General features: G+C 62.3%; 29 protein-coding genes and 1 other RNA gene. 20 read left to right on the top strand and 10 right to left on the bottom strand.

Annotated elements, in window-relative coordinates; translation table 11 throughout:
* Positions 1–16: 16 nt before the first annotated feature.
* The 4 genes from JHD64_RS03025 to JHD64_RS03010 all read left to right on the top strand — a co-directional run bounded on the left by JHD64_RS03025 (position 17) and on the right by JHD64_RS03010 (position 1,454).
* Positions 17–244 (top strand): hypothetical protein, encoded by a 228-nt coding sequence (locus JHD64_RS03025; RefSeq protein WP_059285824.1) that lies wholly within the window; start codon positions 17–19, stop codon positions 242–244.
* On the top strand, positions 241–552 hold the full coding sequence (locus JHD64_RS03020; RefSeq protein ID WP_059285823.1) for a cell division protein ZapA: 312 nt from the start codon (positions 241–243) through the stop codon (positions 550–552). The genes JHD64_RS03025 and JHD64_RS03020 overlap by 4 nt, the downstream gene beginning before the upstream one ends.
* Before the next feature lie 32 nt (positions 553–584).
* Positions 585–767: non-coding RNA, 6S RNA (gene ssrS / locus JHD64_RS03015), on the top strand.
* A gap of 72 nt (positions 768–839) precedes the next feature.
* Entirely contained in the window at positions 840–1,454 is a 615-nt protein-coding gene (locus tag JHD64_RS03010) for a 5-formyltetrahydrofolate cyclo-ligase (RefSeq protein ID WP_199052200.1), read from the top strand.
* 21 nt (positions 1,455–1,475) lie between these two features.
* On the opposite strand, the gene JHD64_RS03005 is transcribed toward JHD64_RS03010, so the two are convergent.
* On the bottom strand, positions 1,476–1,634 hold the full coding sequence (locus JHD64_RS03005; protein WP_158527745.1) for a hypothetical protein: 159 nt from the start codon (positions 1,632–1,634) through the stop codon (positions 1,476–1,478).
* A gap of 129 nt (positions 1,635–1,763) precedes the next feature.
* Between JHD64_RS03005 and JHD64_RS03000 the strand changes: the two genes are divergently transcribed.
* The 7 genes from JHD64_RS03000 (at position 1,764) to JHD64_RS02970 (ending at position 8,554) form a co-directional block, all read left to right on the top strand.
* On the top strand, positions 1,764–2,222 hold the full coding sequence (locus JHD64_RS03000; RefSeq protein WP_059285821.1) for an EVE domain-containing protein: 459 nt from the start codon (positions 1,764–1,766) through the stop codon (positions 2,220–2,222).
* A 30-nt stretch (positions 2,223–2,252) separates the two neighbouring features.
* Entirely contained in the window at positions 2,253–3,194 is a 942-nt protein-coding gene (gene pip, locus JHD64_RS02995; RefSeq protein ID WP_199052199.1) for a prolyl aminopeptidase, read from the top strand.
* A 31-nt stretch (positions 3,195–3,225) separates the two neighbouring features.
* Positions 3,226–3,618 (top strand): hypothetical protein, encoded by a 393-nt coding sequence (locus JHD64_RS02990; RefSeq protein WP_199052198.1) that lies wholly within the window; start codon positions 3,226–3,228, stop codon positions 3,616–3,618.
* 173 nt (positions 3,619–3,791) lie between these two features.
* Complete coding sequence (gene leuS / locus JHD64_RS02985) at positions 3,792–6,410, top strand: leucine--tRNA ligase (RefSeq protein WP_199052197.1); 2,619 nt, start codon at positions 3,792–3,794, stop codon at positions 6,408–6,410.
* A gap of 114 nt (positions 6,411–6,524) precedes the next feature.
* The gene (lptE, locus tag JHD64_RS02980; RefSeq protein WP_082693422.1) at positions 6,525–7,085 is read left to right on the top strand and encodes an LPS assembly lipoprotein LptE; all 561 of its coding nucleotides are present in this window, start codon (positions 6,525–6,527) and stop codon (positions 7,083–7,085) included.
* Complete coding sequence (holA, locus tag JHD64_RS02975) at positions 7,066–8,070, top strand: DNA polymerase III subunit delta (protein ID WP_059285817.1); 1,005 nt, start codon at positions 7,066–7,068, stop codon at positions 8,068–8,070. Before lptE ends, holA begins: the two co-directional genes overlap by 20 nt.
* A 250-nt stretch (positions 8,071–8,320) precedes the next feature.
* Complete coding sequence (locus JHD64_RS02970) at positions 8,321–8,554, top strand: hypothetical protein (protein WP_226034325.1); 234 nt, start codon at positions 8,321–8,323, stop codon at positions 8,552–8,554.
* A 94-nt stretch (positions 8,555–8,648) separates the two neighbouring features.
* On the opposite strand, the gene JHD64_RS02965 is transcribed toward JHD64_RS02970, so the two are convergent.
* Positions 8,649–9,443, bottom strand: a complete 795-nt coding sequence (locus JHD64_RS02965; protein ID WP_199052196.1) for a lytic transglycosylase domain-containing protein — start codon at positions 9,441–9,443, stop codon at positions 8,649–8,651.
* A 125-nt stretch (positions 9,444–9,568) separates the two neighbouring features.
* On the opposite strand from JHD64_RS02965, the gene JHD64_RS02960 reads away from it, so the two are divergent.
* The 3 genes from JHD64_RS02960 (at position 9,569) to ahpF (ending at position 12,656) form a co-directional block, all read left to right on the top strand.
* Positions 9,569–9,961, top strand: coding sequence for a YidB family protein (locus tag JHD64_RS02960; protein ID WP_199052195.1), 393 nt, complete (start codon positions 9,569–9,571; stop codon positions 9,959–9,961).
* Positions 9,962–10,241: 280 nt separating this feature from the next.
* Positions 10,242–10,811 (top strand): alkyl hydroperoxide reductase subunit C, encoded by a 570-nt coding sequence (gene ahpC, locus JHD64_RS02955; RefSeq protein WP_045845828.1) that lies wholly within the window; start codon positions 10,242–10,244, stop codon positions 10,809–10,811.
* 294 nt (positions 10,812–11,105) lie between these two features.
* Positions 11,106–12,656 carry an alkyl hydroperoxide reductase subunit F gene (gene ahpF / locus JHD64_RS02950; protein WP_199052194.1) on the top strand — a complete coding sequence of 517 codons (1,551 nt, stop codon included), beginning with the start codon at positions 11,106–11,108 and terminating at the stop codon, positions 12,654–12,656.
* Positions 12,657–12,898: 242 nt separating this feature from the next.
* On the opposite strand, the gene JHD64_RS02945 is transcribed toward ahpF, so the two are convergent.
* Positions 12,899–13,408, bottom strand: a complete 510-nt coding sequence (locus JHD64_RS02945; protein ID WP_233170306.1) for a YcnI family protein — start codon at positions 13,406–13,408, stop codon at positions 12,899–12,901.
* A gap of 145 nt (positions 13,409–13,553) precedes the next feature.
* Between JHD64_RS02945 and JHD64_RS02940 the strand changes: the two genes are divergently transcribed.
* Complete coding sequence (locus JHD64_RS02940) at positions 13,554–14,003, top strand: YiiD C-terminal domain-containing protein (protein ID WP_199052193.1); 450 nt, start codon at positions 13,554–13,556, stop codon at positions 14,001–14,003.
* A 94-nt stretch (positions 14,004–14,097) separates the two neighbouring features.
* Here the strand turns inward: JHD64_RS02940 and rlmH are convergent, their stop codons facing one another.
* The 7 genes from rlmH to JHD64_RS02905 all read right to left on the bottom strand — a co-directional run bounded on the left by rlmH (position 14,098) and on the right by JHD64_RS02905 (position 19,104).
* Positions 14,098–14,568: a 23S rRNA (pseudouridine(1915)-N(3))-methyltransferase RlmH gene (rlmH, locus tag JHD64_RS02935; protein WP_103524801.1), complete on the bottom strand. Its 471-nt coding sequence runs from the start codon at positions 14,566–14,568 to the stop codon at positions 14,098–14,100.
* 124 nt (positions 14,569–14,692) lie between these two features.
* A complete protein-coding gene (rsfS, locus tag JHD64_RS02930; protein ID WP_059285811.1) occupies positions 14,693–15,064 on the bottom strand; it encodes a ribosome silencing factor in 372 nt (123 codons plus the stop codon).
* 213 nt (positions 15,065–15,277) lie between these two features.
* Positions 15,278–15,922 (bottom strand): nicotinate-nucleotide adenylyltransferase, encoded by a 645-nt coding sequence (nadD, locus tag JHD64_RS02925; protein WP_199052192.1) that lies wholly within the window; start codon positions 15,920–15,922, stop codon positions 15,278–15,280.
* The gene (locus tag JHD64_RS02920) at positions 15,919–16,500 is read right to left on the bottom strand and encodes a carbonic anhydrase (protein WP_059285809.1); all 582 of its coding nucleotides are present in this window, start codon (positions 16,498–16,500) and stop codon (positions 15,919–15,921) included. The genes nadD and JHD64_RS02920 overlap by 4 nt, the downstream gene beginning before the upstream one ends.
* A 267-nt stretch (positions 16,501–16,767) precedes the next feature.
* The gene (locus JHD64_RS02915) at positions 16,768–17,214 is read right to left on the bottom strand and encodes a GNAT family N-acetyltransferase (protein ID WP_059285808.1); all 447 of its coding nucleotides are present in this window, start codon (positions 17,212–17,214) and stop codon (positions 16,768–16,770) included.
* A gap of 4 nt (positions 17,215–17,218) precedes the next feature.
* Entirely contained in the window at positions 17,219–18,211 is a 993-nt protein-coding gene (locus JHD64_RS02910; protein ID WP_199052191.1) for a DUF2804 domain-containing protein, read from the bottom strand.
* A gap of 32 nt (positions 18,212–18,243) precedes the next feature.
* Positions 18,244–19,104, bottom strand: a complete 861-nt coding sequence (locus JHD64_RS02905) for an MBL fold metallo-hydrolase (RefSeq protein ID WP_199052216.1) — start codon at positions 19,102–19,104, stop codon at positions 18,244–18,246.
* A 163-nt stretch (positions 19,105–19,267) separates the two neighbouring features.
* Between JHD64_RS02905 and JHD64_RS02900 the strand changes: the two genes are divergently transcribed.
* From JHD64_RS02900 to JHD64_RS02880, 5 genes are all read left to right on the top strand, one after another.
* Positions 19,268–19,588, top strand: coding sequence for a helix-turn-helix transcriptional regulator (locus JHD64_RS02900; RefSeq protein ID WP_059287647.1), 321 nt, complete (start codon positions 19,268–19,270; stop codon positions 19,586–19,588).
* A gap of 9 nt (positions 19,589–19,597) precedes the next feature.
* Positions 19,598–20,035 carry a YeeE/YedE family protein gene (locus JHD64_RS02895; protein ID WP_170124167.1) on the top strand — a complete coding sequence of 146 codons (438 nt, stop codon included), beginning with the start codon at positions 19,598–19,600 and terminating at the stop codon, positions 20,033–20,035.
* 2 nt (positions 20,036–20,037) lie between these two features.
* Positions 20,038–20,457 carry a DUF6691 family protein gene (locus tag JHD64_RS02890; RefSeq protein ID WP_199052190.1) on the top strand — a complete coding sequence of 140 codons (420 nt, stop codon included), beginning with the start codon at positions 20,038–20,040 and terminating at the stop codon, positions 20,455–20,457.
* Positions 20,445–22,154: a SulP family inorganic anion transporter gene (locus JHD64_RS02885; RefSeq protein WP_233170305.1), complete on the top strand. Its 1,710-nt coding sequence runs from the start codon at positions 20,445–20,447 to the stop codon at positions 22,152–22,154. Before JHD64_RS02890 ends, JHD64_RS02885 begins: the two co-directional genes overlap by 13 nt.
* 135 nt (positions 22,155–22,289) lie before the next feature.
* Positions 22,290–23,741, top strand: coding sequence for a M48 family metalloprotease (locus JHD64_RS02880; protein ID WP_110313597.1), 1,452 nt, complete (start codon positions 22,290–22,292; stop codon positions 23,739–23,741).
* The last annotated feature ends 295 nt before the right edge of the window (positions 23,742–24,036 follow it).

The raw sequence follows: 24,036 nt of genomic DNA, 5'->3' as shown, positions 1-24,036 counted from the left end.
CGTTATCCTCGCCGCCATGGACAAGGAACTGGAATATCTCGAATCCCGCGTGCAGGCACTAATTGCCCGCATCAAGGAACTGGAAACCCAGAACGGCCGTTTTGCCCAGGCGCTGGCAGAAGCGCTCAAGGAAAACGCCGAGCTGAATTTCCGTGTGAACGAAACCCGCAATCGCGTGGCCGCACTGGTGGAGCGACTGCCGAAGGCGGATGAACCGGAGCAGGGCGCAGGGGAGGCAGAATGAGCGATATCGTGCAGGTGGACATCGAATTGCTGGGTCGTCACTTCACCATAGGCTCACCCGCCGACGAGCGCGAAACCCTGCTGGAAGCAGTCAGGCTGCTGGAAGGCAAGATCGACATGATCCAGCAGCATGGCAAGGTGATGGACGCCGACAAGATCGCCATCATGGCGGCGCTGAACATCGCCCACGATTTGTTGCGTACCAAAGTGGGAGAGGGCTTGGAAATGGCCTCGTTCCAGCGTAAAATACGCAATATGAGCGAGGCAGCCGACACGGCGCTTCGCGAAAGCCAGCAAGCCCTGTTCTGAACAGGCCGGCTGGTGGACACTACAGGTCAGCTTATCCCCTGCGGTGTTCGTGACGGCAAACAATTCCTTTGTACCAATGCGTTCGCTTCTGGTTGCCAGCGTGAGTCACGGGTGTGTCGCGTCCCTTGCGGACGCGCCCGAAGTGACTGGCAGGTGACCCTCCCTGGAAACAGGGTACAAGCGAATTATGCCCAAACGACACTCGCGGGGGTCTCCCTTCACGACCCGGCGCATCTTGCTCCGGGTCGTTTTCATTTCTGTGCTGTTTCAGCTTTCATCGCGCCGCCATGACCCCATCGACTTCTGCTGCTACCGACAAGATCAGCCTGCGCAAGAGCATTCGTCGCCAGCGCATGGCATTGAGCCCGGCCTATCGGGCGCAGGCCATGCGTGCCGTCGCGCGCCATGCTGGCCGTTTGTTGCGGCGGGGCAAGCGGATTGGCGGCTATCTGGCAGCGGGTTCGGAGCTGGATGTGGAAATCCTGCTCAGCACCGCCTTGCAACGCGGTGCCAGTGTCTGGCTGCCGCAGATTCCGGCGCGTGGCCGGCGCATGTGGTTTTCCCGGTTGACTGCCTCCGGGCAGTGGTACCGCCATCCGCGCTACGGGATCATGGAGTTTGATGGCCCCTGCCTGCGGGCCGAGCGGCTGGACGTGCTGTTGCTGCCCTTGCTGGCCGTGGATGAGCAAGGCTACCGCATGGGGCAGGGCGGCGGCTTTTACGACAGCAGCCTGGCCTTTCGCCGCCGGCATTCACAATACGGCAAGCCCCTGCTGGTGGGAGTTGCCTACGATTGCCAGCGGGTCGCTGCCGTGCCGCGCGAAGCGTGGGATGTGCAACTGGACTATCTGCTGACCGAGTCGGGCTTGCACCGCTTGGCAGCAGGCCGCCCTGCTATTTAAAGTACTGGGCGGGGCTGAGACTCAACGCTCCCAGTGGTGATAACCACGCTCAGCAGGGACGTAGACGGGAACCACCTCCACCGGCCGGAACTCCGGTCCGCGGTAGGCCACGCGTGGCGGGACAACGACACAGGCGCTCAGTGCACTGGTCAGCAGGATGCCGATCAACAGGCTTTTCATGATGTTACTCCCGGTTGCAAGGGCGGTTTGGCCCTGATGTTTATCTTGAGCCAAGCATAATCCAGCCAGACAGTTGTAAGATGGCGTAAATTGTTAAGTTAACCTTCCATTGATTAACAGACATTGCCCATGCGCTATTGGCTGATGAAATCCGAGCCGGACGAAACGTCCATTGACCACCTGATGGCCGCGCCGCAGCGCGCTTTCGAGTGGACCGGCGTACGCAATTATCAGGCGCGCAATTTCATGCGCGATGAGATGCAGCCGGGTGATGGCGTGCTGTTCTGGCACTCCAGCTGTGCCGAGCCTGGTATTGCCGGGCTGGCGGTGGTGGCCAGCACCGCCCATGCCGACTCCAGCCAGTTTGATCCGGCCAGCCCCTATTTCGATGCCCGGTCCACGCCCGAAGCCCCGCGCTGGCAGTGCGTGGATGTGCGTTTCGTGCGCAAGACCGCCTTGTTGACGCCGGCCTTGCTGCGCCAGCATCCGCCGCTGGAACAGATGCAGGTACTCAAGCGTGGCAATCGGCTGTCGATTACCCCGGTCAGCCCGCTGGAGTGGGATTACATCACCAGCCAGCTGTGCTGAATCCTGCCTGCCAACCTGACAAGGACGCCGATGCTCTATCCCCCGATTACGCCCTACGCCAGCGGCATGTTGCCGCTGGATGGCCTGCACCAGATGTACTGGGAGCAATGTGGCCGGCAGGATGGCCAGCCGGTGCTGTATCTGCATGGCGGGCCGGGCGATGGCTGTGCGCCGATGAGCCGGCAGCTGTTCGACCCCTGGTTTTATCGCGCGGTCTTGTTTGATCAGCGTGGCAGTGGCCGTTCGGTGCCGCGCGGTGAATTGCGCGACAACACCACCCAGCACCTGGTTGCCGATATCGAACGCCTGCGCGAGCATCTGGGCATAGAGCGCTGGCTGGTGTTTGGCGGCTCCTGGGGCAGCACGCTGGCACTGGCCTATGCCCAGGCGCATCCGCAGCGGGTGCAGGGTCTGGTGCTGCGTGGCATTTTTCTGGGACGGCAAAGTGAAATCGACTGGTTCATGCACGGCATGCGCCAGTTCTATCCCGAGGAATGGCAGCGCTTTGTCGCGCCGATTCCTGTTGCCGAACGACAGGACTTGCTGCAAGCCTATTACCGGCGGCTGACCGATCCCGACCCGCAAGTGCACTTGCCGGCCTGCCGTGCCTGGGGCCGCTATGAAGGGGCCTGCGTCGCCCTGCGTCAGAATGCCGACGCCATCGAGCGTGCCAGCAGCGAATATGTGGCGCTGTCGCTGGCGCGGCTGGAGGCGCATTACTTCGTGCATCGCATTTTCCTGCCCGAGGCGCAATTGCTGCAGCAGATCGACCGCATCCGCCATATTCCCGCTGTCATCGTACAGGGCCGCTACGATGTGGTGTGCCCGCCGGTCACCGCCAGCGAACTGGCGGCGCATTGGCCGGAGGCCGATTTCCAGCTGGTGGAAATGGCCGGCCACTCGCTGTGGGAGGGCGGCATTTTGCAGCTGCTGATGCAGGCACTGGAAAGCTTCAAGCTGCGCCTGAGCTGAACCTGCCAGCCGTGTGGCAGTCTGTAAATAGATGAAAACCTCTTTGCGCTTGTTGCTGCTCTTGTGCAGCCTGTCCATCACCCCCATGGCCTGGGCCTATACCGATGCAGGGCGGCTTCCCTTCGTCGGCCAGCCAGGCGAATTGCCGGCCGAACTGGCCCTGCGCTTTGTCCGGAAGCAGCTGGGGCAGCAGGGGCAGATCGACTATCCGTCTTTCCGGCTGATTCAGCACAGCCCGGCCCCCGCATTCGACCGGGCAGACATCACCCTGATTCGCGATGGCTTGCAAGACGACAGCGTCAAGGCGATACGCCAGCAATTGCAGCTGCGCCGCCGTAACGGACGCTGGGAGATTCACGCCGTGCGCGAGGATTTTTCCTGTTATCGGGCCAAACCGGGCTGGACCCGTCGTCTCTGCCCCTGATGCCGGGGAGGCTGGCGGCAAGCGTTTGTTTTTGTGCGGCTCTTATCGGCAGGGCACTCTGGCCGCTATAATGGGCCGATTGAATTTGCGACGGACTGCCCAAGCAGCCCTGCCTGGCGGGGACTTGGGCAGTCCGCCCTTTTGTTTTCCAGCCATTCCAGACAAAGAACACCATGCAAGAAATCTATAGCCCGCGCGAAGTCGAAGCCGCAGCGCAACAAAAATGGCAGCGCACTGCCGCCTTCAAGGCAGTTGAAGATGCCAGCCGCCCCAAGTACTACGCCTTGTCGATGTTCCCCTATCCGTCCGGCAAGCTGCACATGGGCCATGTGCGCAACTACACCATTACCGACGTGCTGGCCCGCTTCAAGCGCCTGCAAGGCTTTAACGTACTGCAACCGATGGGCTGGGACGCCTTCGGTCTGCCGGCTGAAAACGCGGCCATGAAAAACGGCGGCGCCCCGGCAGCCTGGACCTACGCCAACATCGCATACATGAAGACGCAGCTGGACAGCCTGGGCTTTGCCCTGGACTGGGAGCGCGAGCTGGCCACCTGCAAGCCCGACTACTACCGCTGGGAGCAGTGGCTGTTTACCCGCCTGTTTGAAAAAGGCGTGATCTACAAGAAAAACGGCGTGGTGAACTGGGACCCGGTGGACCAGACCGTACTGGCCAACGAACAAGTGGTGGATGGCCGTGGCTGGCGCTCCGGTGCTGTGGTGGAAAAGCGCGAAATCCCGATGTATTACTTCGCCATCACCCAGTACGCCGACGAACTGCTCACCAGCCTGGACACGCTGGATGGCTGGCCGGAACAGGTCAAGACCATGCAGAAAAACTGGATTGGCAAGAGCCACGGTTCTGACGTGGTATTTGCCTACGACCAGGACAGCATCGGTCACGACGGCCAGCTGAAGGTGTACACCACCCGTCCGGACACCCTGATGGGCGCAACTTACGTTGCCGTGGCGGCGGAACACCCGCTGGCCACCCAGGCTGCGGCCAATAATCCGGCGCTGCAGGCTTTCATTGCCGAATGCAAGGCCGGTTCCGTGGCCGAGGCCGACGTGGCCAAGATGGAAAAGAAGGGCATGGACACCGGCCTGTTCGTCATCCATCCGCTCACCGGTGCCAAGCTGCCGGTATGGGTGGCCAACTACGTGCTGTGGGGCTATGGCGAAGGCGCGGTAATGGCCGTGCCGGCGCATGACGAGCGCGACTTCGAATTCGCCAACAAATACAGCCTGCCGCTGCTGCAAGTGTATGCCCCGGTTGCCGGTGACCATGCTTTTGATGCCACCCAGTGGCAAGACTGGTATGCCGCCAAGGACGACAGCGTACGCACCGTCAACAGCGGCAAGTACGACGGCAAATCCTTCAGCGAAGCCTTTGATGCCATCGTCGGCGATCTGGAAGCCAAGGCTGCCGGTCAGAAGAAAACCCAGTACCGCCTGCGCGACTGGGGTATTTCCCGCCAGCGCTACTGGGGCTGCCCGATTCCCATCATCCATTGCCCGACTTGCGGCGATGTGCCGGTGCCGGAAAAAGACCTGCCGGTGGTACTGCCGGAAAACGTGATTCCGGATGGCGCCGGTTCGCCGCTGGCCAAGATGCCGGAATTCTACGAAACCAGCTGCCCCAAGTGTGGCGGTGCCGCCAAGCGCGAAACCGACACCATGGATACCTTCGTGGAATCCAGCTGGTACTACGCCCGTTATGCCTCGCCCAAGTGCGACACCGCCATGCTGGACAAGGCCGCAGCCGACTACTGGCTGCAAGTGGACCAATACGTGGGCGGTATCGAACACGCCATCCTGCACCTGCTGTACGCCCGTTTCTTCCACAAGCTGATGCGTGACGAAGGCCTGGTATCCAGCGACGAGCCGTTCAAGAGCCTGCTGACCCAGGGCATGGTGATCTGCGAAACCTTCTACCGCGAGCTGCCCAACGGCAGCAAGGACTGGATTGCCCCGCAAGATGTGGTGCTGGAACGTGACGCCAAGGGCAAGATCACCGGCGCCACCCATCGCGTGGATGGCCTGCCGGTAGTGGTGGGCGGCGTGGAGAAAATGTCCAAGTCCAAGAACAACGGCGTGGACCCGCAGGAATTCATCGAGAAATACGGTGCCGATACCGCGCGCCTGTTCATGATGTTTGCCGCTCCGCCGGAGCAGAGCCTGGAATGGTCTGACGCTGGTGTGGAAGGGGCCTTCCGCTTCCTCAAGCGCCTGTGGAAACTGGCCAAGGAACATGCCGACGCCGGCGTGGTGACTGCTTATGCCGGTGGCGAGCTGAATGCCAGCCAGAAGGAGCTGCGCTTCAAGCTGCACAGCACCATCCAGAAAGTGGCCGACGACTATGGCCGTCGCCAGCAATTCAACACTGCCATTGCCGCGGTGATGGAACTGCTCAACACCTACGACAAGACCGACCGCAGCGATGCCGCTGGCCGTGCCGTGGCTCAGGAAGTGCTGGAAAGCGTCACCCTGCTGCTGTCGCCCATCGTGCCGCACATCACCGACGCCATCTGGTCGGTATTGCAGCCGGGCAGCGAGCTGCTGGCCCAGGCCTGGCCCAAGGTGGACGAAGCCGCGCTGGTAAAGAGCGAAATCGAAATGATGGTGCAGGTGGCCGGCAAGCTGCGTGGCAGCATCACCGTGGCGGCCGATGCCGCCAAGGATGTGATCGAAGCCGCCGCGCTGGCCCATGAAAACGTGCAGAAGTTCATGGAAGGCAAACCGGCCAAGAAGATCATCGTGGTGCCGGGCCGCCTGGTGAACATCGTCGTCTAATGGCAAACCGGCCCCGGAGCATGCCGGGGCCGCCAACAAACCCGGGCCGGCTCGGACCAGATTCCCCAGAACAGGGGATGGGCTGATCCGGCTTTTCCTTACGGAGAAACAGGAATGACCCGAACCCTGCACTGGCTGGTGCTCACTGGCGCCGTACTCTTGCTCAGCGCCTGCGGTTTTCATCTCAAGGGCCTGGGGATAAGCAGCCGCCCGCTGCCCTTCAGCAGCGTTTATGTGGAAGAGGGCAGTACCCAGCTGGGGCCCTTGTTGCGGGAAACCCTGTCGCGTAATGACAGGCTGGTGGTGCTGTCCTCGCCCAAACAGGCGGAAGCCGTGGTCAGCGTGCTGAGCGAGAACCAGTCCAAGGAAGTCTCCACCATCAACAGCGGCGGCAAGGTCAATGAATACCAGCTGAGCTACACCGCGACGGTACGCACGGTGATCGGTGGTTCGCCCATCGAACCGGACATGCAGGTAGCGGTTCGTCGTTACATGAATTATTCGGATAGCGATGTGCTGGGCAAGGAGCAGGAAGAAAACCTGCTGTGGACCGATATGCGCCGCGATGCGGCCGACCAGGTCGCCCGCCGGCTGGCCTATATCAAACGCCCGGCCACCATGGGCACGACTGGCCCGCAAAGCCTGAAGCCTGCCAATGCCCAGCCTAAGCCCTGATGCGCTGGAGACGGTGCTGGCCAAGGGGCTGGCGCCGCTCTACCTGATTCATGGTGAAGAGGCGCTGCTGGCGCTGGAGGCGGCCGACAGCCTGCGCGCGCATGCGCGTGCGCAAGGCTATCAGGAGCGCGAAGTGCTGACGGTGGAAGCCGGTTTCGACTGGTCGCAACTGCGTGATGCCATGAGCAGCGTCTCGCTGTTTGCCTCGCTCAAGCTGCTGGAAATCCGCATTCCCGGCGGCAAGCCGGGCAATGAGGGCGCCGAAGCCCTGCAACAGCTGGCGGCCAACCCGCCGCAAGACACCATCACCCTGATCACCCTGCCACGACTGGAAAAGGCACAGCTGCAATCCAAGTGGTATCTCGCGCTGGAAAAAGCAGCCGTGGTGGTGGAGGCCAAGCCGGTGGGGCGGCATGAGCTGGGCGGCTGGATTGCCCGTCGCATGAAACGCCAGCACCAGCAACTCGCGGGCGAGGCGCTGACTTTCTTTGCCGACCGGGTGGAAGGCAATCTGCTGGCTGCCCGCCAGGAAGTCGACAAACTGGCCCTGCTCTACCCGGCCGGCGAGTTGACGCTGGAGCAATTGCGCGAAGCGGTGGCCAATGTGGCGCGCTTCGATGTGTTCCATCTGTCCGAGTCCTGGCTGTCCGGCGATGCCGCCCGCGTGCAACGCATGCTGGAGGGCCTGCTGGCCGAAGGCGAATCGCCGGTGCTGGTGTTGTGGTCCTTCACCGAGGATGTACGCATGCTGCTGCGCCTGCGCCAGGGCCTGAAAGACGGGCGGCAGCTGCGTGATCTGGCGCGTGAATTGCGCCTGTGGGGTGACAAGCAACGGCTGGCCGAGCCGGCGCTGCGCCGAATCGGCCCGCGCAAGCTGATGGCGGCCTTGTCGGAGTGTGCCCGCATTGATCAGCAGATCAAGGGCGTGGCGGCCGGCGATCCCTGGCATTCCCTGCGCGCGCTGGCGCTGCTGTTGGCGACATGATGCAGAAAAAACACAGTAATTTTAAATGGTCAGCCAGTGCTGGCCATTTTTTTTTAAATTGAATCAAAACTTATGTGGTTGTTGTTTAAATTTCTTTTAATCAACTATTGAGATTGCACAAAACCTGCCCTATGATTAAGGAGAAGTTAATTCATTTTAAACAATAATAGTTTTAGAAAAAGACACTATGCAAGACGAGGGAGTCAGAAGTGCTGCACCTGCGGGCGAAAGCAGAACCCGCAGCAAAGTCGTGTTGGTGGAAATCATCCACCAGGCGCTGGAAGTCTTGCTGACCGCGGAAGAAGCCCGCCTGGTGCATTGGGATGGCCGCATCCTGCGCATACACAAGCTGTCCTCGCGCAAGGCCAACCAGATTCTGCATGCGCCGGATGCCTATCCGGGCTTGCTGGGGGTATTCGACCATCGCGCGCACTATCGCGATCTGGCCGAGCCGCTGGGGGAAATCCTGGGTATCCAGCTCTAATGCCGCACTGGCGGTGGTGATCGATGCCAACCATGCAAAAAGGCCTTCGCAGGAAGGCCTTTGTCATGTCATGAAGCAGTCTGTCCCTGCAGTTTTACAGGGCAGAGGCTGTTGAAGAGGACAGGGTACCGGGCAGGATGACTGCACGGACACGGGGCTTGCCGGCACCAGTGCGCAGGCCATCCGGATAGGCAAGGCCACCACGTTTTTGGTAGGAAGCCAGCACCTTGGCCACATAGTCGCGGGTTTCCTCGTAGGGCGGGATGGTGTTGCGATACTTCTGCACCGCCCCTTCGCCCGCATTGTAGGCGGCTATCACCAGCGGCAGATCATTGTTGAACTGGCTTAGCAGGAAGCGCAGATAGCGCGCCCCGGCCCGCAGGTTTTGCCGGGGGTCGCTCAGTTCGGTCACGCCGAAGCGTTCGCCGGTGGCCGGAATCACCTGCATCAGGCCCACCGCACCCTTGGGAGACAGGGCCTGCGGGTTGTAGCCGGATTCGACGGTGACGATGGAATGCAGCAGATTGGCATCCAGCTTGAACTCACGCGCGGTCTGGTCGATCAGATGTTTGTACTGGGCGGCCAGCCTGGGGTTGTAGGTCGGGGCATTGACGCTTTTCAGGCCGTCGGTGCGGGGTGTGGCGGGTGCTGGCAGGCGGTTGTCACTGCTCAGGGTCGCCCCCAGGCCGGGCGTGGTGGCGTCATCCAGTGCCGCATTGCTGCTGACGGCAGGCAGCATGCTTTTCTGGTAGAGCTGATAGCGCTCGTCCAGCTGGCGGTTGGCAAGGTGAACCTGGCCCTGTTCGTCCACAAAACCATAAAGATCGGCGTGTACGCTATTGCTGGCACAGCAGGCCAGCCAGGCCAGGAAAACGGTGATGAATCGCATTGTGATGAAGAGCAGCCCGTCATTGGTTTGGGTTTGATGCGCTATTGTACTGATTTTTCTATGCTATTTTGCAAGTAAAGTTTTCTGAAGACATTTTAAAGCAAATTAATGCGAAAGGACTGAGCATGAGCCTGTTTGATCAACTGGGTGGTTTGCTGGGCGGCGAAGGTGGTGGCGTGGCCGGTGCGGTCAGCGAACTGATGCAGCAGCAGGGCGGCCTGGCCGGACTGGTGGAGAAGTTCAATAGCGGCGGCATGAGTGAGCTGGTGTCGTCCTGGGTGGGGACGGGCGGCAACCTGCCGGTGTCGGCCGAGCAGATCCAGCAAGTACTGGGCAATGAGCAGGTGGCGGCACTGGCCGGCAAATTCGGTCTGGACCCGCAACAGCTCAGCCAGGCCCTGGCGGATTACCTGCCGCAGGCCGTGGACAAGCTGACCCCGGATGGCCAGGTGCCGCAGGGGGGTGATCTGCTGTCGCAGGGTCTGGGCATGCTGCAAGGCTTTTTTAACAAAAGCTGAATAAACTGCGTTCCGCCATGGAAAAAGCCGCCATTTCTGGCGGCTTTTCTTATTTTTCTGTGGCGAGCAGGCTACAGTGCCTGACCCTCCCGCTGGCTGGACCGGCCGTATCGCTACCGCCAGGGCCGATTTGCCCTGGTCTGCATGTTGATAGGAAAATTCTATTTTTAACATTTAAACAATCAAGTGGATCAATTGATACGGCCTGCTTAAGATGCATCCATCAAATGCAAACGCAGCCAACCACTGCACTTTCTTATTTCACCGACTGGAGAAAAACATGTCCGTATCGCTGATCAATACCGAAGTCAAACCGTTCAAGGCCACCGCATTCCACAATGGCAAGTTCATCGACGTGAGCGATGCCGACCTGAAAGGCAAGTGGTCCGTCGTATTCTTCTACCCGGCTGACTTCACCTTCGTCTGCCCGACCGAACTGGGCGACCTGGCTGACAACTACGCCGAATTCTCCAAGCTGGGCGTGGAAATCTACTCGGTATCCACCGACACCCACTTCACCCACAAAGCCTGGCACGACAGCTCGGAAACCATCGGCAAGATCAACTACCCGATGATTGGCGACCCGACCGGCATCATCAGCCGCAACTTCGGCGTGATGATTGAAGAAGCCGGCCTGGCCGAACGCGGTACTTTCGTGATCGACCCGCAAGGCAAGATCCAGATCATCGAAATCAACGCCGGTGGCATCGGCCGTGACGCCAGCGAACTGCTGCGCAAGGTAAAGGCTGCCCAGTACGTGGCCAGCCACCCGGGTGAAGTATGCCCGGCCAAGTGGAAAGAAGGCGAAGCTACGCTGGCTCCTTCTCTGGACCTGGTTGGCAAGATCTAAGAACCAATTCATGGTCTGCTGCGCTGGTTAAATATGGGGCGATACTGCGTTAAAAACGCCTTCGAAATGCTCATTTACTGCATGTAAATTCCGCTTTCTCAGTCGTTTTCGCCTTGTCTCGCTCTAGCTCGCGAGACCCTGAACAGGTTCTACGCCAATCTTGACTGCCGCATCGTCATCCCGGTGCGGCACTCCCGGGCAGCCACCTCCTGGCTGCCCACCCCTACCACCCGATTGCAGTGGCAAGCTGTTGGCAGCCCTGAGCTTGCCAGTGCAATTGCCTGAGGACTTCCCATGCTCGACACCACCATCAAGACCCAACTGACCGCCTATCTGGAAAAACTGCAACAGCCGATCGAACTGGTCGCCAGCCTGGATGACAGCGCCAAGGCACAGGAAATGTTCAGCCTGTTGCAAGACATCGCCAGCCTGTCGCCCAAGGTAACGCTGAACAGCAATGGCCAGGCTGCGCGTCGTCCGTCCTTTGCTATTGCCCGCCCCGGTGAAGCGGGCCGTATCGAGTTTGCCGGTATTCCGATGGGCCACGAATTCACCTCGCTGGTGCTGGCCCTGCTGCAAACCGGTGGCCATCCGCCCAAGGTGGACGAGGACACCATCGCCCAGATTCGCGGCCTGCAAGGCAGCTACCAGTTTGAAGTGTTTGTCTCGCTCAGCTGCCATAACTGCCCGGACGTGGTGCAGGCCGTCAACCTGATGGCGGTGCTCAACCCCAATGTACGTAGCGTGATGATTGATGGCGGCGTGTTCCAGCAGGAAGTCAGCGACCGTCAGATCATGGGCGTGCCGGCCATCTATCTGAATGGCGAACAGTTTGGCAGTGGCCGCATGGGCCTGGAAGAAATCATCGCCAAGCTGGATAGCGGTGCCGTAGCACGTGAAGCAGAGAAGATTGCCGCCAAGGAAGCATTCGACGTGCTGATCGTCGGCGGTGGCCCGGCCGGCGCTGCTGCTGCCATCTATGCGGCGCGCAAAGGGATTCGTACCGGTGTGGTGGCCGAGCGTTTCGGTGGCCAGGTGCTGGATACGCTGGCGATTGAAAACTTCATCTCGGTGCAGGAAACCGAAGGGCCGAAGCTGGCGATGGCGCTGGAACAACACGTCAAATCCTACGATGTGGATGTGATGAACCTGCAACGCGCTGCTGCGCTCAAGCCGGCACAAAACGGCCAGCTGGCCGAGGTGACGCTGGAAAGCGGTGCCGTGCTCAAGAGCAAGGCGGTGATTGTGGCCACCGGTGCGCGCTGGCGCGAAATGAATGTGCCGGGCGAAGCCGAGTACCGCGCCAAGGGCGTGGCCTACTGTCCGCACTGCGATGGCCCGCTGTTCAAGGGCAAGCGCGTGGCGGTGATCGGTGGTGGTAACTCCGGCGTGGAAGCCGCCATCGACCTGGCCGGCATCGTCAGCCACGTTACCCTGCTGGAGTTCGGTGACAGCCTGCGCGCCGATGCGGTATTGCAGAAGAAGCTGCACAGCCTGCCCAATGTGCGCGTCATCACCAATGCCCAGACCACCGAAGTGACTGGCGACGGCCAGAAGGTGAATGGCCTGAGCTACCAGGAGCGCATTACCGGTGAAGAACACCATGTGGCGCTGGAAGGGATCTTCGTACAGATCGGCCTGCTGCCCAATACCGATTGGCTCAAAGGCAGCGTGGCGCTGTCGCCGCGCGGCGAGATCGAAGTGGATGCCAAGGGCCAGACCTCGGCCGAGGGTGTGTTTGCCGCCGGTGATGCCACCACCGCACCGTACAAGCAGATCATCATCGCCATGGGCGAAGGCGCCAAGGCCAGCCTGTCGGCCTTTGACTACCTGATCCGCCAGTAAAGCCGTCCGTACCACCCTGCCGCTGCCTGGTTTATTTGTCGCAGCGGCACGGAGCACATAGCAGCAGCCCCTTGCATCGTCGTGTTGCAAGGGGCTGCTCATGTGTTGCCGGTAGCGTGTTGGCGCTTGGAGTAGCTAACAAAAAACCTGCTGCTGCCTTGCGCCTCCTTGCCGTACTCTTTGTACTGTCTGCGGCGGTGCGCCTTGCCCCAGGGACGCTACGCTATTTTGTTAGCCAGCTCTCAGTGCTGGTGTGCCTGACCCGGCTCGGTCACCTGCAACACCGCGGCCGGGGTTTTCAGGCTGTGGGCGTCTTGTCCTTCAGCCGGAATCTCCACCCAGTTGTTGCTGCCCTGGGCGCATTGCTGCTTCACCTTGAAGTACAGCTTGCCCGGCTTGGCGGCAATGCGCGTCTGGAACACGAATTCATCGTAAAAATCGCCCGGCAGATTGCCACCCGTCCAGCTGATACGGCTGACATCTTCCTTGACCAGCGTGCCGTGGTTGTCGAAGGGCTTGACCGCGCTCTTGCTCACCTGAACCTGCCAGCCCGCCTTGGGCATGGGGCGTGCCAGCTGCGCGCCTTCCGGCAGTTCCACGCTGATGCCGGTGGTGGGGCTGCCATCGCAGCCATGGCCCACCTTCAGCACGGCCTTGTAATAGCTGCCGCTGGTGGCAGTAGGCGTTTCCAGGGTGACGTGGGCTTGGGCGGCGCTGCACAGCAGCAGGGCGAGGATGGCGAGCTTTTGCATGATGGCTTCCTGGATGAGAACAGTTATCAGCCATGTATTGTAAGGGAAGGCCATGGCAGCGCCCTGCGACATCTTGTCGCAGCCACGGCTGCCGCTGTGCGCCGGCTGTGGCATGCTGGAGCCTCATTGCAGGAAAGGAATTGCCGTGCAGGACAATCAGGACATCGAACAATATCTGTATCAGGCCATCCCGCTGGCACAGGCCATGGGGGTGAAAGTACGTCAGGCCGATGGCGAGCAGGTGGTGCTGGCTGCCCCCCTGGAACCCAATATCAATCACTGCGCCACGGTGTTCGGGGGAAGTGCCGCCGCTGTGGCCACGCTGGCGGGCTGGCTGCTGGTGTATCGCCAGTTGCAGGCGCTGGGGGTGCGTGGTCAGGTGATGGTGCGGCGCAGCCAGATGGATTATCAGAAAGCCATGCACGGCGCGTTTACTGCCCACACCCTGCCGCTGGCAGACACGGCCTGGCAGCGCATGGTGGCTGCCCTGGCCAAGGGGCGCATGGCACGGCTGACGCTGGCGGTGGAGCTGGAGTGCGGCGGCGTGGCGGCTGGCCGGCTGGACGGCGAGTTCGTGGTGTTGCCGCTCAGCTGAGTGCCGCAGACCAGGGATTGGGAACCACCCACAACACGGCGTAGAGAGCCCGGGCCCAGGCGGCGCAACGCTGGCGCGGGGGTGTTATCGGGCCTTATTCGCGGTGGTAGGGGTGATTGTTGAGGATGGAGTAGGCACGGTAGATCTGCTCGCCCAGCATCACCCGCACCATGCCGTGCGGCAGGGTCATGGCGGACAGCTGCAACAGCACATCGGCGCGCTGCTTGAGTTCGGCGGACAGGCCATCGGCTCCGCCAATGATGAAGCACACGTCATCGCCACCGGCCATCCATTCTTTCAGCCCGGCCGCCAGCCGCACCGAAGTCCAGTTCTGGCCTCGCTCATCCATCACCACCAGCTTGCAGCGGGCGGGAATGGCCGCCAGCAGCCTGTCGTGCTCGGCGGCGATGCCTTTTTCCGCCGTGACGCCACCGCCACGCTTTTCCGGCTTGATCTCTTTGAGTTCCAGGCTGATGTCGCGGCCAAAGCGTTTGGCGTAGTCGTTATAGGCTTCGTCGACCCAGCGCGGCATCTTGGTGCCGACAGCAAGAATGGTGATTTTCATGGCAATGCTTCAGCGCGTAGGCAGCAGGCGCATGACGCTGCCTGTGATGGGAAAAACCGGAGGATGGCGGCAGACGGGGCGGGTGCCGCCCGTCTGCCGCAGCTGATGCAGCCTGGATGGCCGATCAGGTATTGGCTTGCCACGGACGACCGCCAACCGGGGTAAAGCTCGGCTTCTGGCCGCCCCACAGTTGTTCCAGGTCGTAGTAGTCGCGTACTGCCGGCAGCATGACGTGAATTACCACGTCGCCGGCGTCCACCAGCACCCACTCGCCGCTTTCGTGGCCTTCGGTGCCAACCAGCTCAACGCCGGCTTCCTTCAGGGTCACGGCCACATTGTTGGCCAGTGCCTTGACCTGGCGATTGGAGTCGCCGGTGGCCACGATCATGCGCTGGAACAGCGAAGTCAGCGCAGAGGTGTCCATTTCGATGATGTCTTTGCCCTTGATGTCTTCCAGGGCGGTAAGTGCCAGTTTGGCAATGTCTTGAACTTCCATGATGTCCTTTGATGTCGGTGGCGATACGTGGCGGCAGCATGGCGGCCAGAGGTATCAGGTAAAGATCGTTTGCCGCAACCTGCGGCAAAAACGGGCAGGGGCCGCAATCAGGGGCGGGCGGCCCGGCCGGCCATCGTGGCGCCGGCACTGGAAACCGTTGTGCGCTGCCGGTGCCGCAGTGTGCGGCGGGCAGGCGTGGAACGGCTTGTTGTTTCAGAGATATAGCCGGTGCTGGCGAATATAGTCCAGTACCGGTGCGCAGAGCAGCTGCTCGACGCTGGCCCCGCTCTGCAAGCGGTGGCGTACCTCGGTGGCCGAGACATCCAGCGGTGGCAGGGCCAGGGGGCGCATTGTACCGGAAGGCGCGCCATTTGAAAAATCAGTGACTTGGCGCGCCTGCCATTGTGTGCGCACCGGGGCGGGGAGACGGGTGGCATCGAAGCCGGGACGCAGTGCCACGGCGATATTGGCCAGCTCGAACAATTGCTCCCAGTGCCGCCAGGTATGCAGGCTGGCCAGCGAGTCGCCGCCGATCAGCCACCACAAGGCAGGCTCCGGGCCGATTTCCGCGCGGATTTCCTGCAGGGTGTCGATGGTGTAGGCCGGCTTGTCGCGCAGCACTTCCCGCGGGTCGACCGTCAGGCCGGGCAGGCCGCAGATGGCAAGTTGCGCCATCTCCAGCCGCTGTTGCGGGCTGGCATGGGGACCATGCTGGCGGTGGTAGGGCTGGCCGGCGGGGATCAGCCGCACCTCGGCCAGTCGCAATTCCTGGCGAAAAGCCTGCGCCATGCGCAGGTGGGCGGCGTGGATGGGATCGAAAGTGCCGCCAAACAGTCCCAGCGCAGCCGCTTGCGTCATTCCTGTACGGGTGGTTTGCCGGTGTAACCGTCGATGATCAGTTCCAGCCGGCCGGTGGACGGATGAATCACCATGCCGTGGATGGGAATGTCCTTGGGCATCAGCGGGTGGTTGCGGATGGTCTGCACGCTGTGGCGCACGCTGTCGGACACGTTGTCAAAACCCTTGAGCCAGTTGTCCAGATCGATGCCGGCATTGCGCAGGGTGTGGATGGTGTCCTCGCTGATGCCGCGCTCGGTGGCGTGGGTCAGGATCTTGTTGGGATCGATGGCGCGCATGCCGCAATCGCGGTGGGCCACCACGCAGATTTCCTCGGCGCGCAATTCGTAGACCGCCACAATCAGCGAACGCATGACCGAACCCCAGGGGTGGGTGATCAGCGCGCCGGCATTCTTGATCAGCTTGGCATCGCCGTTTTTCAGACCCATGGCCTTGGGCAGCAGTTCGACCAGACGGGCATCCATGCAGGCGAGGACGGCAAGGCCTTTATCGGGGAATTTGTCGGTTTTGAATTGCTCGTATTCGCGGTTTTCGACGAAGCTCCGATTGTGCTCGAGAATGGTATTCAGCACACCCATGCGCGTAATCTCCTGGCTGAGGTTAGATTGAGTGCTCTAATCGGGGCGCCATGCTAACACGGAGTCAGCAGCGAAGAGGGGGTATTTCGCCATGGCACCCAACGCGACAGCGGGGCTATGGTAGACCAGATTCAGGCGGGAAGGCCAACTTTGTCGCTCTGCGGCATCCGGCCGGCTTGTCCTGATTTGCAAAGGGTTTTTCCCGTGCCTGCCGGGAGAACGCTGGCGCATGGCGGCCGGCAAGGTGGGGGAGTGCCGGGGGCGCTGCTAGCTGTTGTCGCCCAGTTGCTTGCGGAAGGTTTTCTGGGCATTGCTGAGCTGATAGCCCTGATTCTGGTAGAAATCCGGTGCTTCTTCGCGGTGGATGGTGGAGCGCAGCGTGACGGTGGTGGCTCCCTTGGCCAGTGCCCAGCGTTCGGCCACATGCACCAGGGCGCGGCCGGCCCCGCGTCGTCGCCAGCGCAGTCCCACGGCCAGCCCGCCGATTTCCACTGCGGCCGGCGCATCCAGCAGCGGCCGCCAGAAGGCATGCAGCCAGCCCGCCACTTCGCCTTCGATTTCGGCGACCCACAACTGGTGCAGGTCGGGGCTGCCCAGCAGCATGGTCAGCCGGTTGCCCAGTGCTTCCACCCCGGCGGGGTAGCCCATCTCGGCGGTCAGTGCGGTCAGGGCCGGTACGTCCTGGTAATTGGCCGGCCGGATAATGATGGTCATGGTGTTACCAACGTGCGTAATGGTCTTCGGTGACGCCAGTCAGTGCCTGCACCACATGGCGTGTACCGCTGAGCGGATCGGTCAGATAGCCGTCGAAACGGCCTATGGCTTGAATATAACGGCTACTGGCGATCAGAAGGTTCTGATTTTTTGCCCGCAGGCCTTCCGGGCTGAACTGCAAGGCCAGCAAACCGTCGCTGCTGCGCAGCTGCCAGGGCTGCAGCGGCTGTTGCGGATCGAATGTGAATTCAACAGCAGACAGCGGATACAGCTTGCCGTGTAGCCAGCAGGCGTTTTCTGCGTCTCCCATATAACCCTGTTGCAGATTGAAACCCAGCTCGCTGCCGTGGGCGCTGGCCCAGCGCCAGTCGGTGCGGCGCGCCAGCAGCCCGTTGGAGTAATCCAGGCTGGCCACGGCACCATCCAGCGAAAAGCGCTGTCCCTGGCAATCGGCAAAACCGCTGACCGCCAGGGCGGTGGATTTGTGGGTGGAGTGGGCCAGCCAGTTGGCCGGGCCGATGGCCGCCAGCACGGGCGGCATCGGGTCGAGGCTGACATGGGCCGCCAGCCGTAACTGCGCTGAGTGCACTTCCACCGCCAGGCGTGCCGTCTGGCGCTCGAAGCGCACGCTCAGCCCGCGGCCGGTAAAGCTGGCATCGGCAAATGGCTGGTCGGCCAGCTGCGCACCATGCAGGGGAAAACTGTCGGCGGCGACATCAGCCAGAATCCGCCGCTGGCGACGGTCGAACAGATAGGCAAAGGCCGCTGCGGTCCAGCCCACATCCACCACGGCCAGCCCGACAAGATAATCGTCATGCGCCAGCGCCAGGTATTGCCAGCGTTTGTGGCGCAGCGGGCGCAGCAGCCCTTGCCAGCGCGTCATGGGCAGGGGGTGCCAGTCGTGCCGGGCGATGCAGCCCTGGTAACGGCCATGCCGTGGCTGGCCATGGGCATCCAGCAGGCTGGCGGGGGCGGGGGGCAGGGCGGTGGCAGGCATGCGGAGGGCCGATGTGAAACACCTGTTCGAGTCTACAGCATATCCAGCGGTATTTTCAGGTAGCGCACGCCATTGTTTTCTGCCGCGGGCAGCTGCCCGGCGCGGATGTTGACCTGGATGGCCGGCAAGATCAGCTGCGGCAGGTCCAGCGTGGCATCGCGTGCCTGACGCAAGGCGACGAATTCACTTTGGCTGATGCCGCCATGCAGGTGGATATTGTGCTGCTTCTGCTCGGCCACCGTGCTTTGCCAGGCGATGGGCCGTGTCGGGGGCGGATAGTCGTGACACATCAGCAGGCGGGTGTCATCCGGCAGCGACAGCAGCTTTTGTACCGATTGATAGAGCATGGCGGCATTGCCGCCGGGAAAGTCGCAACGGGCGCTGCCGACATCCGGCATGAACAGGGTGTCGCCAACAAACACCATGTCGCCGATCTGGTAGGCCATGTCGGCGGGAGTATGGCCGGGGACAAACCAGGCCCTTGCCGTGAGCCGGCCGATAGGGAAGACCTCGCCATCCGCGAACAGGTGGTCGAACTGGCTGCCGTCGCAGGGAAAATCGTCACCCAGATTGAAGATGCCCTTGAACAACTGCTGGACCTGGGCAATGCCCTGGCCAATGGCCATGCGACCACCGGCCTGCTGTTGCAGCCAGGCCGCCGCCGACAGATGATCGGCATGGGCATGGGTTTCCAGTATCCACTGCACGCTCAGGTCCTGCTGCCGGATAAAATCCAGTACGCGCCCGGCGGAGCCGTGGGCGATGCGCCCGGATGTGGCGTCATAGTCCAGCACCGGGTCGATGATGGCAGCCTGCCCCCCCGGCTGGTCGTACACCACGTGGGAAATGGTGGAGGTCGCCGGGTCGAAGAAGGAAGCGAGCTGTGGCTGCATCATGGTGAACTCCGCAACAGGATGGGAAGGGCGATGGGCTGCCATGCATGGCACTATCGCACACTGCGAAACATTATACTATAATGTATATTATAAAAATAAGCCGGTATCCGCCTTGCTTGCGCGCTGCGCAGCGGCCGGACCGGTGGTCGGGATGGTGACAATGGATTTGAGCATATTGCGTGATAACGCCAGCCGGGCGGCAACCCTGCTGAAAAGTCTGGCCAACGAAGACCGGCTGATGCTGTTGTGCCAGCTGGTGGATGGCGAGAAGACGGTGTCCGAGCTGGAAAAACTCACCGGCATCCGCCAACCCACCCTGTCGCAGCAGCTGGGCGTGTTGCGCAACGAGGGGCTGGTGGCCACCCGGCGCGAAGGCAAATGGATTTACTACAGCGTGGCCAGCGCCGAGGCCATGGTCATGCTGTCGGCGCTACATGGCGTGTTTTGCGGTGAGGATGACGGCGCGGCCGTCGCCGATTGAGGAGCAAGTGTGCAGATAGCCTGGGAAAGCTTTACCCCCTTCGCCTCGCTGGCGGGCGGGATGCTGATTGGACTGGCCGCCAGCTGGCTGCTGCTGCTGAACGGCCGCATTGCCGGCATCAGCGGCATGCTGGGTGGCCTGGTCGACCGGGCTGGCGACTGGCCGCTGCGGCTGGCCTTCGTGCTGGGGCTGCTGGCTGCCCCCCTGGTCTGGCGCGGGCTGATCGGCCCCTTGCCGGTACCGCAGCTGGGCACGCCCTTGCCCCTGCTGTTGCTGGCCGGCGTGCTGGTGGGCATTGGCACGCGGCTGGCTGCCGGCTGCACCAGTGGCCATGGCGTATGCGGCCTGTCGCGCCTGTCGCCGCGCTCCTTGCTGGCCACGCTCAGCTTCATGGGTAGTGCCGCCCTGACCGTATTCGTGATGCGTCATCTGCTCGGGTGGAACTGATCATGGCCAAATTGCTGTCTGCACTGCTCGCCGGCCTGTTGTTCGGCTTCGGCCTGCTCCTGTCCGGCATGAGCAATCCGGCCAAGGTACTGGGCTTTCTCGATGTCGCCGGCCGCTGGGATCCCAGCCTGGCACTGGTGATGGCCGGCGCCATTGCCGTCGCATTTTTTGCCTTTCGCCGGGCCGAGCGGCAAACCCACGCCTTGCTGGGTGATCCGCTGCAGCTGCCCGACAAAAACCGGCTGACCCTGCGGCTGGTGCTGGGCAGCCTGCTGTTCGGTCTGGGCTGGGGACTGGCCGGCATCTGTCCGGGGCCCGGCCTGGTACTGGCCGGCATGGCTCTGCCCGCTGGCTGGTGGTTTGTGGCGGCCATGCTGCTGGGCATGCTGCTGTTTCGCCCGCTGTCACGATGCCTGCCCTGAGCCGGCTATTGCCGGACTGGCTCCGCGGCTATCGCCGGGTGTGGCTGGCAGGGGATATCACCGCCGGCGTGGTGGTGACCCTGCTGCTGATCCCGCAGAGCCTGGCCTATGCCCTGCTCGCCGGCCTGCCGGTCGAGGCCGGCTTGTATGCCAGCGTGGCACCGCTGCTGGTATATGCCTTTATTGGTCGTAGCCCGGCACAGTCGGTCGGGCCGATGGCGCTGACCTCACTGCTGACCGCCGCCACCTTGTCGCGCTTTGCCGATGCCGGCGCCACCGACTACCTGCTGCTGGCGGTCTGGCTGGCCCTGCTCTCCGGCCTGATGCTGCTGGCCATGGGCCTGGCCCGCCTGGGCTTTATCGCCGACCTGCTGTCCGAGCCGGTACTGTCGGCCTTCACCACCGCTTCGGCCCTGTTGATCATCCTGTCGCAGCTGGCTCCCTTGTCCGGCCTGCACAATCCGGGCAACTCCCTGCCGCAATGGCTGGCCGGCCTGTGGCATCAGCCCGTCCGGGTGCAGCCGCCAGCCTTGCTGGTGGGCCTGCTTGCCCTGGGCTGGTTGCTGCTGGCGCGGCGCTGGGGGGGCTGTCTGTTGCAAAGACTGGGTCTGTCCGCCACCGCTGCCGGCGTACTGGTACGTACCGCGCCGGTACTGGCCATGCTGGCGGGCATCCTGCTGCTGCCGGCATCGCTGCATGTCCCGGTGGTCGGCCCGGTGCCGGCCGGCCTGCCGCGGCTGGTGCTGCCTGCCATCGGGCTGGAACAGCTGGCCGATCTGGCCTTGCCGGCCTTCTTCATTGCCCTCATCAACTATCTGCAGAGCCTGTCGGTGGCGCAACTGCTGGCTGCGCGCACTCAGGACAGCGTCGACCCCGACCGCGAGCTGGTGGCGCTGGGCCTGTGCAATATCGCGTCCGGGCTGGTGGGCGGCTTCCCGGTGACCGGCGGGCTGAGCCGTTCGGTGGTCAACGCCGAGGCCGGTGCCCGTTCCCAGCTGGCCTCGCTGCTGACCGCCGCCGGCATGCTGCTGGTCATGTGTCTGGCCACTTCCGCGCTGGAACACCTGCCGCTGCCGGTGCTGGCCGCCACCATCATTGCGGCGCTGCTGGCCATGCTGGATGTCGGCAGCCTGCGCCGTGCCTGGCTGGCCGAGCGTGCCGATGCGGTGGCCTGGCTGCTGACCTTTGCGCTGGTGCTGTTGCTGGGCGTGGACAGCGGCATCATGGCCGGCGTGCTGGTGTCGCTGGCCACGCTGTTGTGGCGCAGCAGCCGGCCGCATATCGCCGAACTGGGGCGGCTGCCCGGCACCCATCATTTTCGCAACCGCCAGCGTCACGCGGTGGAAACCCTGCCGGGTGTGCTGCTGCTGCGGGTAGATGAGAGCCTGTACTTCGGCAATGCCCGCCAGGTGGGCAGTGCCTTGCTGCACCGGGCCGGGCAGAACCCCCATCTGCGACAGCTGGTGCTGGTGATGAGCGCGGTCAACCGGGTGGATACCACCGCCCTGTCAATGCTGGAGAATCTGGACCAGCGCTTGCAGCAGGCCGGGGTACTGCTGCATCTGGCTGAAATCAAGGGGCCGGTGGCCGACATCCTGCAACGCAGCGGACTGGCGCGGCGCTTTGCCGGCCGGGTCCATCTGTCGACCCAGGCTGCCTGGCAAAGTCTGGCAGGCCTGCCGGATTATCATATCTGAACAATTTTCCTGGCATGGTGCGGCACCATGGTGCTGGTCCGCACGGTGAGGGGCGGCTATGCTGTGGCTGTTTCCGGTGCTGGCCGCCTGCCGGCCGGCATGCAACCAAATCCAAGCTGCCTGCTCACATCAAAGATGAAAAAGACCTTGCTGGCCAGCCTGCTGGCCATGACCCTGCTGCAACCGCTGGCAGTCTATGCCGATCTGCCTTCCCTGCCCGATCTGGGCGAGATATCCGATGCCTCCCTGTCGATGGCCGACGAAGCCCGCATCGGGCGCGACTTCATGCGCGCCATGCGCGATGACGGCGATGTGGTGGAAGATGCCGAGGTCAACGACTACATCAATGTGCTGGGGCACCGGCTGTCGGCAGCGGTGCGCATGCCCGGCCTGCAACTCAGCTATTTCGTCGTCAACGACAAGCAGATCAACGCCTTTGCCATGCCCGGCGGCTATGTCGGCATCAACAGCGGGCTGTTGATCGGCACCCAGAGCGAGGGCGAGCTGGCCTCGGTGGTCGGCCATGAAACCGCCCACATCACCCAGCGCCACATCGCGCGCATGAAGGCCGTCAGCGATGCCACCAGCCCCTTGCTATTGCTTGGGACGGTGCTGGCCGCCGTACTGGCCTCGCGTGCCGGGGGCGGGCAGGCCTCCATCGGCACCCTGTCAGCGGGATTGGGCTTGCAGATATCCAACCAGCTGTCATTTTCGCGCGATTTCGAACGCGAAGCCGACCGGGTGGGCATGCAGTACCTGGCCCAGGGCGGTTTCGACGTGCGGGCCATGCCGGCCTTCTTCCAGCGGCTGGAGGCGGCCAACCGCTACAGCGACAACAACGCCTATGCCTTCCTGCGCACCCATCCGGTGACCTCGCAGCGCATCAGCGAGGCGCAGAATCGCGCACTGGAATACCCGGTGAAAATGAAGGCGGACAGTACCGCCTACCTGCTGGTGCGGGAAAAACTGCGTGTCATGACGCTGTCGCCGGACGAGGCCGTGCGCTACTACCAGACCATGCTGGAAAAAGGCCAGTATCTCAATGAGGGGGCTGCGTGGTATGGGATGTCGCGCGCGCAACTGGCCAGTCACCAGTTGCCGGCCGCACGCAGCGCACTGGCCAAGGCGGAAAGCCGCTTGCCGGCTGACCCCATGCTATTCGGGCAGGAGGCGGCCATCGCCCGCGAGAGCGGCGACTGGGCGGCTGCCCTGGCCAGCCTGCGGCGCGGACAGGCGCAGTTCAAAGACAGCCAACCCTTGCAATTGGCCGAGCTGGATGTCCTTATAGATAGTGGCAACCGCACGGCAGCACAGGCTTTGCTGCGCCAGCTGCAAAGTCGTTATCCGCGCGAGGCCGCACTGTATCGCAGCGAGGCCAGGCTGTTTGCAGACAAGGATGCCCAGCGCTATCACGCGGCCCTGGGCAATGCCTTCTACTTCGAGCGGCGCTACGAGGCCGCGCTGGAGCAGTTCCAGTTTGCCACGCAAGCCAAGGGCGATGACTTCTATCTGCGTTCTTCCATCGAAGCGCGCATGCGCGAAGTTGAAAAAATGCTGAAAGAAGAAAAGAAGGACTCGGGGAAGTAAGCGGGAGTGGCGACTGCATGTCACCGTATCGCAAAAAAACAACATGATGCAGCGCAATATACTGATAAACGGAGCAAATTTTGAGTGATAACCCTAATTGCCTATTCCGTTGTCGCCTCCTGAAACTATACACTCCGCAACACCAGAAGAGCTTTTCATAAATGAACATTTTTATTGCGAAAGTGATCGTTTATAATCTGTCTCCAACGAGTCCGGTTCGTTTTTTCGTTTTCGATCCGGTAACACAATAAAGTGGGCATGGACTTGATCCCTGTCCCGGTCACCCCCGATGTGA

The organism is Aquitalea sp. ASV15, from assembly GCF_016429115.1.
Lineage (GTDB): Bacteria > Pseudomonadota > Gammaproteobacteria > Burkholderiales > Chromobacteriaceae > Aquitalea > Aquitalea magnusonii.
The sequence above is the reverse complement of the archived record's forward strand: the minus strand, read 5'-3'. Positions and strand labels throughout refer to the sequence as shown.